This window comes from Haemophilus parainfluenzae ATCC 33392 (assembly GCF_031191205.1).
Lineage (GTDB): Bacteria > Pseudomonadota > Gammaproteobacteria > Enterobacterales > Pasteurellaceae > Haemophilus_D > Haemophilus_D parainfluenzae.
This window is the reverse complement of the sequence record NZ_CP133470.1, coordinates 495,900-507,480: the sequence shown is the minus strand read 5'-3', so window position 1 is coordinate 507,480 and position 11,581 is coordinate 495,900. Positions and strand designations below refer to the sequence as shown.

The following is an 11,581-nucleotide window of genomic DNA, read 5'->3' as shown; positions in this document are numbered from 1 at the left end:
AAAGGTATTAGTTTTTGAAGATTTGTAATTAGGAAATAAAAATGCACGATTTTCCATCTGAATCGTGCATTTAACTGATTTTGCTCGTGAAGAGTAAAATTACTAAAGAAGGAGAGCTGAGCCCCATTTAATAATATCAAAGAAGAATTTGTTTTGATTGGTGGCAATGCCATCACCACTTTTCTTCAGTGTGCCATCGTCATTTTTCGTTTCATCTACCATGCCATTTACATACTGGCCTTTCACCACATTTAAGTCTTCTTTTGCCTGAGTACGTAAGATTTGGCAAGCTTTGGGTTCTAATGCATCGACATCACCAATTTCTGCGCGGAATTTTTTAAATTGGTAGGTCGCATAATTCATCGATTTTTCATCTTTTTGAATCATTTTTACATAGTCTTCACCGATGATTTTTTCTAACGGATAGAAAAAGACATATTGGGAATGAATATAGCTATCTTCTTTGGCAAAATGTTGTTGCTGAATGCGAGTTAAATTTGGATAGATACATTGTTCAGCTTGTTTACTTGCTACAGCCCATGTTTTCGCATTGGCATCAGACAGGAGATAGTCTGCTTGTGCGAATTCAGCAGGAATAGTTGATTGTGATGAACCAAATAAACTACAAGCATTTAATAACATGATGCTACTTAAAAAAATAATTTTTTTCACTTAAATTTCCTTACTAAAGTTGGAATGGCGGAATTTTAACAATAACGACATAATTGTAAAGTCTTCAATAATTGATTTTCTTTCCCGAACTAAAAAACTTCCGCTATAATGACCGCACTTTTTACACTTATAAAGGAAAGAACAATGCAAAATCCAAAAGATGATGTTTTATATGCACCAGTTGAGTGGGTTGATCATAGCGAAGGCTATACCGATATTCGTTTCCACAAATCGACTGATGGTATTGCAAAAATCACCATTAATCGTCCAGAAGTGCGCAATGCATTTCGTCCGCAAACAGTCAAAGAAATGATCCATGCATTTTCTAACGCGCGTTTCGATGAAAAAATTGGCGTGATTGTGTTAACCGGTGAAGGCGAAAAAGCATTCTGTTCTGGTGGCGACCAAAAAATTCGTGGTGACTACGGCGGTTACAAAGATGAAAGCGGTGTACATCACTTAAATGTATTGGATTTCCAACGTGATATTCGTACTTGTCCAAAACCAGTGGTGGCAATGGTCGCAGGTTATGCGATCGGTGGTGGTCACGTACTTCATATGTTATGTGATTTAACCATTGCGGCAGACAATGCGATTTTCGGTCAAACTGGCCCTAAAGTAGGTTCATTTGATGGTGGTTGGGGCGCAAGCTATATGGCCCGTTTAGTCGGTCAGAAAAAAGCCCGAGAAATTTGGTTCTTATGCCGCCAATATAATGCGCAAGAAGCATTAGATATGGGCTTAGTGAATACTGTCGTGCCTTATGCAGATTTAGAAAAAGAAACTGTGCGTTGGTGCCGTGAAATGTTACGTAATAGCCCAATTGCATTGCGTTGCTTAAAAGCTGCATTGAATGCAGACTGCGATGGTCAATCAGGTTTACAAGAGCTTGCGGGTAACGCAACCATGTTGTTCTATATGACTGAAGAAGGTCAAGAAGGCCGTAACGCGTTTAACGAAAAACGCGCACCAGACTTCAGTAAATTCAGACGTAATCCTTAATTTGAACATAAAAGTGCGGTTAAAAATCTGTGTGTTTTTAACCGCACTTTTACCATCAAGGAGAATAAGATGGAAACCAAATCATTTAATCTTTATCGTTATTCTATTCCCGTTGATAGTCAGTTAATCTTGCGTGGGCGTTTTTTAAAACGTCGAGAAGGCTTGATTGTACGTGTTGCCTGTAGCCGTGATGGATGGGGAGAAATCGCACCTTTACCAGGGTTTAGCGAAGAAACCTTTGATCAAGCGCAAGAGCAAGCACTTGAATGGCTAACGAATTGGTGTCATGCGAGCTGTGAAGCGCCAAGAGTGCCCCTTGACGGTTGCTATCCTTCTGTTGCTTTCGGTATTAGCACGGCGATGGATGAGATGAAGCGTTATTTAAATGAGGAAGGCAACTATCATACTGCACCGTTGTGCTATGGCGATCCTGATGAGTTATATGCGGAACTGAATCAAATGCCCGGTGACAAAGTGGCTAAAGTTAAAGTCGGTATGTATGAAGCGAATCGTGATGGTTTGATTACGGATATGTTTCTTGAAGCCATTCCTGATTTGCAATTACGTCTAGATGCGAATCGTCAATGGACCTTGGAAAAGGCATTAAAATTTGCGGAGAAAGTAAAACCGCAACATAGATCTCGTATTCAATTTTTGGAAGAACCTTGTAAAACCCGTGAAGAAAGCCGTCAGTTTGCAGATCAAACAGGCATAAATATTGCTTGGGATGAAAGTGTGCGTGAGCCAGATTTTCTTGTAGAAAAAGAACCGCACTTAAGCGCCATTGTGATTAAACCAACATTGATTGGCTCGTTGCAAGATTGTCAAAAGCTGATTGCTCAAGCGCATAGTTTAGGCATAAAAGCAGTGATCAGCTCGAGCCTTGAAAGTAGTCTTGGATTAACACAACTCGCTCGTATCGCTGCGCAATATACGCCTAACGTGATGCCAGGATTAGATACATTGAATTTGATGCAACATCAGGTATTACGAGCATGGCCAGGCTCAGATTTACCGTTAATTGATTTGAATTCAGAATTTATTACCAAAATTGCATAGAGATACGACCACCATTACATAAAAAATCGCTATAATTCGCACAAGTTAAAGGATGTGAAAATGTCAAAAAAATTCAATATTTTGCTGTTAAATGGCCCGAACTTGAATATGTTGGGCGCAAGGGAACCAAAACATTATGGTTCACTTTCATTATCTGCCATTGAAGAAAATGTGGGTAAACTTGCTGCGCAGCATGATGTGAATTTGGAGTGTTTCCAAGCAAATAGCGAAGAAAAGTTAATTAATAAAATTCATCAAAGTTTTCAGAAAGTGGATTTTATTTTAATTAACCCAGCAGCTTATACGCATACCAGTGTTGCATTGCGCGATGCGTTGCTAGCGGTGTCAATTCCTTTTGTTGAAATTCATTTGTCTAATGTACATAAACGTGAGCTATTCCGTCATCATTCTTACTTTAGTGATGTGGCTGAAGGCGTGATTTGTGGCTTAGGTGCAAAAGGCTATGAGTTTGCGCTTCAATTTGCATTGGATTTTTTAAATAAAAAAGCATAAATTTTCATAAAATTTACAGATTTTCGCAGAAATTTATCGCAAAGTTCGTGATTTTGCGGTAATCTTGCCGACACAAAAACAGGTTTTAAAATGACCGCACTTTGGGAATCCATTCTGAAAGTGCGGTCAACAATTCATTATTATTTTTAGGAAGAACGTATGGACATTCGTAAAATCAAAAAACTAATTGAATTAGTAGAAGAATCGGGTATCACTGAATTAGAAGTGCAAGAAGAAGAAGGTACAGTACGTATTAGTCGTGCAGCACCAGCCGTTGCACCTGCGGCAATTCAATATGCAGCAGCACCTGTTGCACCGGTTGCGGCTCCTGCTGCTGCACCAGCGGCTGCACCAGCGGAAGCGCCGGCAGCTGAAGTGTCAGGACACCAAGTGCGTTCACCAATGGTAGGTACATTCTATCGTAGCCCAAGCCCAGAAGCGAAAGCTTTTGTGGAAGTGGGACAAACAGTCAAAGTAGGCGATGCGCTTTGTATCGTTGAAGCAATGAAAATGATGAACCGTATCGAAGCTGATAAAGCTGGTGTGGTTAAAGCAATCTTAGTAAATGATGGCGAAGCGGTTGAATTTGATCAACCATTGATCGTTATCGAATAATCCCTATCAATCTGAAATGGCGAGCTTTCTCGCCATTTTTTCACCCAAGTGGAAATTGTTATGTTAGAAAAAGTTGTGATTGCTAACCGTGGTGAAATTGCACTGCGTATTTTGCGTGCCTGTAAAGAATTAGGCATTAAAACCGTGGCGGTTCACTCTACCGCTGACCGTGATTTAAAACACGTATTACTTGCAGATGAAACAGTTTGTATCGGACCAGCGCCATCTGTAAAAAGTTATTTAAATATTCCTGCGATTATTGCTGCAGCAGAAGTAACCGGTGCGGATGCGATTCACCCTGGTTATGGTTTCCTTTCTGAAAACGCGGATTTTGCAGAGCAAGTTGAGCGTTCTGGTTTTATCTTTATTGGCCCAACAGCGGACGTTATTCGTTTGATGGGGGATAAAGTTTCTGCGATTAAAGCAATGAAAAAAGCAGGCGTGCCTTGCGTACCTGGTTCAGATGGCCCAGTAGGTAGCGATATCGCGAAAAATAAAGAAATTGCAAAACGTATTGGCTATCCAATTATTATCAAGGCGTCTGGTGGTGGCGGTGGTCGTGGTATGCGCGTGGTACGTAGCGAAGATGCACTTGAAGAATCCATTGCGATGACAAAAGCAGAAGCAAAAGCAGCGTTTAACAATGATATGGTTTACATGGAAAAATATTTAGAAAATCCACGCCATATTGAAATTCAAGTTTTAGCTGATACACACGGTAATGCAATCTATCTTGCAGAGCGTGATTGTTCTATGCAACGTCGTCACCAAAAAGTGGTGGAAGAAGCACCAGCACCGGGTATTACCGAAGAAGTTCGTCGTGATATAGGTTCTCGTTGTGCGAAGGCTTGTGTTGAAATTGGCTATCGCGGTGCAGGTACATTTGAATTCTTATATGAAAATGGTGAGTTCTATTTCATCGAAATGAATACTCGTATTCAAGTAGAACATCCAGTAACAGAAATGATTACTGGTGTGGATTTGGTGAAAGAACAATTACGTATTGCGGCTGGTTTACCACTTTCTTATAAACAAGAAGATATTAAAGTGAAAGGTCATGCAATTGAATGTCGTATCAATGCAGAAGATCCAAAAACATTCTTACCATCTCCAGGTAAAGTGGCACACTTGCACTCACCAGGTGGTTTAGGCGTTCGTTGGGATTCTCATGTGTATGGCGGTTATACCGTTCCTCCGCATTATGATTCTATGATCGCAAAATTAATTACATACGGTGATACTCGTGATGTAGCAATCCGTCGTATGCAAAATGCATTATCAGAAACGATCATTGACGGTATCAAAACCAATATCCCTCTTCATGAAATTATTCTTGAAGATGAAAACTTCCAAAAAGGTGGCGCCAATATCCACTACTTAGAGAAGAAATTAGGGATGTATGATTAAAATAAAACGGCTAATTCAAGATGGATTAGCCGTTTTTTATTAAGTCTAGTTAATTTTATCCCAATGATTTATAAAATGTATTTGAAATGATATAAAATCCCTATATAATTTGTGACTATTTTTTTGCTTAAGGAAAAACAATGAAATTTAATCTTTCGAAATTCAGCTTAACTATTCTTACAACGGTAATGCTAGCTTCCTGTGGAAGTGGTGGCGGTGGTAATAATCAATTAGCGAGTCAATCCAAACCTGCTGAACAATCCAAACCAGCTGAACAATCCAAACCTGCTGAGCAATCCAAACCTGCTGAGCAATCCAAACCTGCTGAGCAATCCAAACCTGCTGAACAATCCAAACCTGCTGAGCAATCCAAACCCGCTGAGCAATCCAAACCCGCTGAGCAGTCCAAAACCAGTGAGCAGTTCAAACCAACTGAGGAATCCAAACCAGCTGAGCCATCAAAACCAATTGAACAGCCAACACCTGGAATGCCTGAACGTTTGCCAACTAATACTGGTTTAGCATTTTCTATAAAAACAGAAAATGAGGGAGATATTGTAGGAAATGTTAATACAATTAAAAATGAACAGGAGCTCATTGCTACTAATAATTTTACTAGTATCGATGTTGATGGCAAAAATATTCCTATTGATTTTAAACTTGAACCAAGTCAAGATTGGACAAAAGAAGGGGCGTTTATCGAGAAGCTGAATTTAGCACCACATATTTGTTGTGGAAAATACACAGATGTTCGCTTTGGTGCAATTGCAAGTCATTCATTTGGGCAAGATGATATTCTTTTTTATAATGGAAATCCTTCAAACAGTATGCCAGAATCAGGAGAAGTTACTTACAAAGGTGAAAGTATAATGGCGGATAAAGGGAATCATGTATTTGGTGGTTATAGAAAAGGCACCTCTGAATTTAAGGTTAATTTTGGTGACAAAAAATTATCAGGAAGTTTAAACGTTGATAGTCCTAAATATGATGTTGAATCTGGGGAAAGTAAATTTAATAACGTCAAAGTTGACATTAATGCCGATATTTCAGGCAATAAATTTTACGGTACTGCAAAATCCTCCTCTTTTGTTTCAGAAGCTGTATCAGAGGGCAAGTTTTATGGGGATGGAGCTAAAGAACTAGGTGGAATGGTAAAAGCTAAAGATAATTCTTGGGTTGGAGCCTACGGTGCAAAAGCACAATAAGAAATTCTATTTCATTATTATTTAAAGCAAGCTTCGTGCTTGCTTTATTTTCTTTATGGGAATAAAAAATGATTCCACAATCTAAACTTGTTTTATTCTTAAGCTCGTCTTTATTGCTGAGTTCTTTCTCTTTTGCAGCAGAGAAGTCTCCTAAACCTCGTGATGAACGATTTGATGATCAACTTGAATTTGCTAAACCTAGTTTATCCTCTGCAAATCCACAAGTATCAGATAAACGTAAAGATAAACATACGCTTTCTATTACGAAAGAAGAATTGTCGAAACATCCAGATTTGATTGTGCATGGATTGATCACTGCGGTGTCGCAAAATAACGGCGAAGCCGTTCAATTATTATTACCGTTGTATCAAAATTTGTCTAAACAAGATCCATTTTTACTTGAATGGGCGAATGCGATTAATGCTCGTGAAGAAAGGCGTTTTTCGGAGGCAGTAACTCGTTATCGTACGCTATTTTCTCAAGATCCGAACATTCTACCGTTACGTTATCAGTTAGCACAAGCTCTCTTTTTAAACAATGATAATGAGGCTGCTAAAGATCAATTCCAAAAACTGAGAGCTGAACAAGTTTCACCCGAGTCTATCGTCATGATCGATCAATATCTTTCAGCACTTAACAGCCGAGAGCAGTGGAAGTTTCGAGGTGGTTTGAGTTTCTTGAATGAAAGTAATATTAACAATGCGCCAAAAGCTGGCACTCGCATTGGAAATTGGAATGCCTGGGAACGTGAAAGTGCAACAGGTTTTTCTTATTTTGCAGAAGCAGAGAAAAAATGGTCATTATCCCATAATTATTTCGCTCAATTTTCTATTGAGGGAAGAGGAAAATATTACTGGGATAATAAAAAATATAATGAATTTAATGGTAGAGTCGGTGCTGGAGTAGGTTATCAAACAGCACATTTTGAGATTTCATTGATGCCATTTACAGAAAGACGATGGTATGCTGGTGGCGCATCAGGTAACGAGTCAATGAAACAGTATTCGAAAAATTCAGGTGCTCGTTTAGATTTAACTTATTGGTTGAGTGAAAAGTGGCAAATTTCAACCGCACTTGAGTATGGTGAACAGCGTTATAACACTCGTAAACATTTGAATGGGAATAACTATCTTTGGTCGAATACGTTATCTTATTTTCCTAAGAGTGGTCAATTTTGGTTTGTAGGCGCTGATTATAATCGTGAAAATACACGAGACGAAGACAATGCTTATCAACGTAAAAATCTGCGTTTAGGTTGGGGGCAAGAGTGGGGCTGGGGTATTTCAACTCGAGTTTCCCTTGCCTATGCGCATAGAACTTACAAAGGTGCTGATTTATTTAATATTCGTCAAAAAAATAATGAATATCAATCAGCAGTAACATTATGGCATCGTGATCTTTACTTTTGGGGAATCACGCCTAAAATTACATGGTCTTATCAACGAGTTTCAAGTAATCATCCATTTTATAGTTATGATAAAAATCGTATTTTTCTAGAAATGGGCACAACTTTCTAACCAAAAGGAGTTAATAATGAATTTATCACAACGATATAAACAAGCTACCAAGGAGGCGCGCTGGGCATTAGGGTTAGCCATTCTTTACGTGATTGGGTGGTGTGTTTGTGCTTATCTACCAAAAAACTCGTCTGGGCCGATAGGGTTTCCGTTGTGGTTTGAATTATCCTGCATTTATTTACCCATTTTGTTTGTAGTCATTGGGTATTGGATTGTCAAAATTGTCTTTTTAGATATTCCACTAGACGTTGAGTCAAAGGAGAATAAATAATGAATTTAGGTATTATTCTCCCCTTAGTTATCTACTTAGTTTTCATCTTTGGCGCGGCATTATTTGCTTATGTTAAACGCAGTAAAGGTGATTTCCTTACGGAGTATTATGTGGGAAATCGCTCCATGACGGGCTTTGTGCTTGCGATGACAACGGCTTCCACTTATGCCAGTGCCAGTTCTTTTGTTGGTGGACCAGGGGCTGCTTATAAATATGGGCTAGGCTGGGTATTGCTCGCCATGATCCAAGTACCGGCTGTTTGGTTAGCCTTAGGTGCATTAGGTAAAAAATTTGCATTACTTTCTCGTGAAACTAATGCGCTCACCATTAATGATTTATTTCTCTATCGTTATAAAAATAAATATCTCGTATGGATTTCCAGTCTAGCATTGTTGCTTGCCTTCTTTGCTGCCATGGTTGTGCAATTTATTGGTGGGGCGAGATTGCTCGAAACCACGATAGGGATTCCTTATACTCACGCGTTACTTATTTTTGCCTTAACAGTTGGTATTTATACATTTATTGGTGGCTTCCGAGCGGTCGTATTAACGGATACGATTCAAGGTACGGTAATGATTTTGGGGACAATCGTGCTATTAGTCGGGGTGGTTTACCATCTCGGTGGTGTAGAAAGTGCGGTCAATAAATTAACTGAAATTGATCCGAGTTTAGTGAGCCCTTACGGTCCGAATGAGATGCTTGATTTTCAATTTATGGCATCTTTTTGGATTCTAGTTTGTTTTGGTGTAGTTGGTTTGCCACATACAGCCGTGCGTTGCATGGCTTTCAAAGATAGTAAAGCCTTACATCGAGGGATGCTTATTGGTACGATTGTCCTTTCAGTCATTATGTTTGGTATGCATTTGGCGGGTGCTTTAGGACGTGCGGTTGTGCCTGATTTAACGGTATCAGATAAAGTCATTCCAACCTTAATGTTGGAAGTGCTTCCGCCAATTGTTGCAGGGATTTTCTTAGCAGCACCGATGTCTGCGATTATGTCCACAGTCGATGCACAACTGATTCAATCCTCTTCAATTTTTGTGAAAGACTTATATCTTGCAAGCAAACCAGAAGCGGCGAAGAATGAAAAACGAATTAGCCGTATTTCATCAGTCATCACGCTGATTTTATCGGCATTACTAATTCTCGCAGCACTCAATCCACCTGATATGATTATTTGGTTGAATTTATTTGCTTTTGGGGGATTAGAAGCAGCATTCCTTTGGGTGATTGTATTAGGCATTTATTGGGATAAAGCAAATGCTGCCGGTGCAATAAGTTCAATGGTAGTGGGATTAAGCAGTTATGTGCTGCTGACTCAATTTGGTATCAAACTATTTGGTTTTAATGCCATTGTCCCCGCGCTTGTATTTGGTTTGGTTGCGTTTATCTTAGGCAATCAATTAGGCGCTAAAAAACAGTAAAAATGGACTGCACTTTATGATTTACCAGATCCTCGCATTGTTTATTTGGAGTAGTGCCTTTGTTGCCGCTAAATACACCTTCACAATGATGGATACTATTTTGATGATTCAAGCCCGTTTATTCATGGCGGCGATTATTGTGATGCCGCTCTTTTTTCGTCGTTGGAAAGGCGTGTCTAAACCTATGCGAAAACAGCTTTGGTGGTTAGGTTTTTTTAATTATACCGCGACCTTTTTGCTGCAATTTATTGGCTTAAAATATACGAGCGCGGCGAGCGCAACGACCATGATTGGATTAGAGCCGTTATGTGTGATTTTTATAGGGCATTTTTTCTTTCAAGATCGTGCGAAATGGTATCATTGGGTGTGTGGGGCTTTTGCTTTTTTAGGCGTGGCTATTTTAATTTTAGGTGGTCAAGGCAATGAAGGCTCAAGTGAAATTAGTTTATTGGGTTGCTCCTTAGTAGTGGCGGCAAGTATTGTGTTTGCTTGTTGTTTACGTTGGACGAAAAAAGTGGTGGCAACGGTTTCAGCACAAGCTTATACATCCATTTCAATTGTGTTGGCAACTATCACCATGCTGCCATTTACTTTATTGATGACTGAAAACTGGGATATCCATTTTAACTGGCTTGGTTTCTTCGGTTTGATTTATCTTGGCGTAGCATGCAGTTGGTTTGCCTTTTGGTTATGGAATAAAGGCTTAAATTCAGTAGATGCAAAAATCTCGGGAATTTTGACCGCACTTGAGCCGATTTTTGGTGTCTTTTTAGCGGTATTATTACTTAACGAAGAGGTTTCACTTGTTTCAGCGCTTGGGATTATCATTATTGTGGTTTCAGCCTTAGGCGTAAGTTTATTACCGAAATGGTTACATAAAGAAATTAATTAAAAGGAAAAGAAGATGGCGTGGATTCAAATTCGCTTAAATAGTACAAATGAAAAAGCCGAGAAAATTAGCGACTTTTTAGAAGAAATTGGCTCAGTTTCGGTGACATTTATGGATAGCCAAGATACGCCGATTTTTGAACCACTTCCGGGCGAAACGCGTTTGTGGGGAAATACTGATGTGATTGCCTTGTTTGATGCAGAAACCGATATGAACGAAATTGTGAGTTTGCTTAAACAAGCACATCATTTAGATGAAAATACGGCTTACAAAATTGAGCAAATTGAGGATAAAGACTGGGAACGTGAATGGATGGATAACTTCCACCCAATGCAATTTGGTAAACGTTTATGGATTTGCCCAAGCTGGCGTGAAGTGCCGGATCAAAATGCGGTGAATGTGATGCTTGATCCTGGTTTAGCTTTTGGGACAGGTACCCATCCGACAACCGCACTTTGTTTAGAGTGGTTAGATGGTTTGGATTTAACAGGCAAAACCGTCATTGATTTTGGCTGTGGCTCAGGGATTCTTGCCATTGCTGCCCTTAAATTAGGCGCGAAAAATGCGATTGGTATTGATATCGATCCACAAGCGATTCTCGCCAGTCGTAATAATGCGGAACAGAATGGGGTGGCAGATCGTCTTCAGCTTTTCTTATCCGATGACAAACCTGCCGATTTAAAAGCGGATGTCGTTGTGGCGAATATTCTTGCGGGTCCATTAAAAGAACTTTACCCAATTATTTCTCAATTAGTGAAAGAGGGTGGGGATCTAGGACTATCCGGCATTTTAGAAACACAAGCACAATCGGTATGCGATGCTTATGCACAATCCTTTGATTTAGATCCTGTTGCAGTAAAAGAGGAATGGTGCCGTATTACAGGTAAATTAAAATCGGCTTAATTTCTTTTTGTCAATTAAAAAAAGTGCATTTTTTGAACAAAATTCACTTTGCAAAAAAAAGAAAAATGCGTAATATAACACCCCTTGTCGGTTGCTATTGTTGC

At 39.3% G+C, this 11,581-nt stretch carries 12 protein-coding genes; 11 read left to right on the top strand and 1 reads right to left on the bottom strand.

Features of this window, described 5'->3' with window-relative positions:
* Positions 1 to 102 precede the first annotated feature (102 nt).
* Positions 103 to 672, bottom strand: a complete 570-nt coding sequence (locus RDV53_RS02490; protein ID WP_005696924.1) for a DUF5358 domain-containing protein — start codon at positions 670 to 672, stop codon at positions 103 to 105.
* 144 nt (positions 673 to 816) lie between these two features.
* Here RDV53_RS02490 and menB point away from each other — a divergent pair, with 144 nt between their 5' ends.
* The 11 genes from menB to prmA all read left to right on the top strand — a co-directional run bounded on the left by menB (position 817) and on the right by prmA (position 11,477).
* Complete coding sequence (gene menB, locus RDV53_RS02485; RefSeq protein WP_005698319.1) at positions 817 to 1,674, top strand: 1,4-dihydroxy-2-naphthoyl-CoA synthase; 858 nt, start codon at positions 817 to 819, stop codon at positions 1,672 to 1,674.
* 69 nt (positions 1,675 to 1,743) lie between these two features.
* Entirely contained in the window at positions 1,744 to 2,733 is a 990-nt protein-coding gene (menC, locus tag RDV53_RS02480) for an o-succinylbenzoate synthase (protein ID WP_005696921.1), read from the top strand.
* Positions 2,734 to 2,793: 60 nt separating this feature from the next.
* Positions 2,794 to 3,246 (top strand): type II 3-dehydroquinate dehydratase, encoded by a 453-nt coding sequence (aroQ, locus tag RDV53_RS02475; protein WP_005696920.1) that lies wholly within the window; start codon positions 2,794 to 2,796, stop codon positions 3,244 to 3,246.
* A 159-nt stretch (positions 3,247 to 3,405) separates the two neighbouring features.
* Entirely contained in the window at positions 3,406 to 3,861 is a 456-nt protein-coding gene (gene accB / locus RDV53_RS02470; protein ID WP_005696918.1) for an acetyl-CoA carboxylase biotin carboxyl carrier protein, read from the top strand.
* 60 nt (positions 3,862 to 3,921) lie between these two features.
* Positions 3,922 to 5,268, top strand: coding sequence for an acetyl-CoA carboxylase biotin carboxylase subunit (gene accC, locus RDV53_RS02465; RefSeq protein WP_005696917.1), 1,347 nt, complete (start codon positions 3,922 to 3,924; stop codon positions 5,266 to 5,268).
* A 140-nt stretch (positions 5,269 to 5,408) separates the two neighbouring features.
* On the top strand, positions 5,409 to 6,473 hold the full coding sequence (locus RDV53_RS02460; RefSeq protein ID WP_005696916.1) for a Slam-dependent surface lipoprotein: 1,065 nt from the start codon (positions 5,409 to 5,411) through the stop codon (positions 6,471 to 6,473).
* A 68-nt stretch (positions 6,474 to 6,541) separates the two neighbouring features.
* Entirely contained in the window at positions 6,542 to 7,990 is a 1,449-nt protein-coding gene (locus RDV53_RS02455) for a surface lipoprotein assembly modifier (RefSeq protein WP_005696915.1), read from the top strand.
* Between the two features lie 16 nt (positions 7,991 to 8,006).
* The gene (locus RDV53_RS02450; RefSeq protein WP_005696913.1) at positions 8,007 to 8,261 is read left to right on the top strand and encodes a YhdT family protein; all 255 of its coding nucleotides are present in this window, start codon (positions 8,007 to 8,009) and stop codon (positions 8,259 to 8,261) included.
* Positions 8,261 to 9,685 carry a sodium/pantothenate symporter gene (gene panF, locus RDV53_RS02445; RefSeq protein ID WP_005696912.1) on the top strand — a complete coding sequence of 475 codons (1,425 nt, stop codon included), beginning with the start codon at positions 8,261 to 8,263 and terminating at the stop codon, positions 9,683 to 9,685. The genes RDV53_RS02450 and panF overlap by 1 nt, the downstream gene beginning before the upstream one ends.
* A 16-nt stretch (positions 9,686 to 9,701) precedes the next feature.
* Positions 9,702 to 10,577 carry a DMT family transporter gene (locus RDV53_RS02440; protein WP_005696911.1) on the top strand — a complete coding sequence of 292 codons (876 nt, stop codon included), beginning with the start codon at positions 9,702 to 9,704 and terminating at the stop codon, positions 10,575 to 10,577.
* Between the two features lie 12 nt (positions 10,578 to 10,589).
* Entirely contained in the window at positions 10,590 to 11,477 is an 888-nt protein-coding gene (prmA, locus tag RDV53_RS02435; RefSeq protein WP_005696910.1) for a 50S ribosomal protein L11 methyltransferase, read from the top strand.
* Positions 11,478 to 11,581 lie beyond the last annotated feature (104 nt).

Excerpts from the sequence above, each read along its gene's own strand:
- panF (WP_005696912.1), top strand. The coding sequence starts at position 8,261 with ATGAATTTAGGTATTATTCTCCCCTTAGTTATCTACTTAGTTTTCATC.
- RDV53_RS02450 (WP_005696913.1), top strand. The coding sequence starts at position 8,007 with ATGAATTTATCACAACGATATAAACAAGCTACCAAGGAGGCGCGCTGG.
- RDV53_RS02455 (WP_005696915.1), top strand. The coding sequence starts at position 6,542 with ATGATTCCACAATCTAAACTTGTTTTATTCTTAAGCTCGTCTTTATTG.
- menB (WP_005698319.1), top strand. The coding sequence starts at position 817 with ATGCAAAATCCAAAAGATGATGTTTTATATGCACCAGTTGAGTGGGTT.
- RDV53_RS02460 (WP_005696916.1), top strand. The coding sequence starts at position 5,409 with ATGAAATTTAATCTTTCGAAATTCAGCTTAACTATTCTTACAACGGTA.
- RDV53_RS02440 (WP_005696911.1), top strand. The coding sequence starts at position 9,702 with ATGATTTACCAGATCCTCGCATTGTTTATTTGGAGTAGTGCCTTTGTT.
- menC (WP_005696921.1), top strand. The coding sequence starts at position 1,744 with ATGGAAACCAAATCATTTAATCTTTATCGTTATTCTATTCCCGTTGAT.
- accC (WP_005696917.1), top strand. The coding sequence starts at position 3,922 with ATGTTAGAAAAAGTTGTGATTGCTAACCGTGGTGAAATTGCACTGCGT.
- aroQ (WP_005696920.1), top strand. The coding sequence starts at position 2,794 with ATGTCAAAAAAATTCAATATTTTGCTGTTAAATGGCCCGAACTTGAAT.
- accB (WP_005696918.1), top strand. The coding sequence starts at position 3,406 with ATGGACATTCGTAAAATCAAAAAACTAATTGAATTAGTAGAAGAATCG.
- prmA (WP_005696910.1), top strand. The coding sequence starts at position 10,590 with ATGGCGTGGATTCAAATTCGCTTAAATAGTACAAATGAAAAAGCCGAG.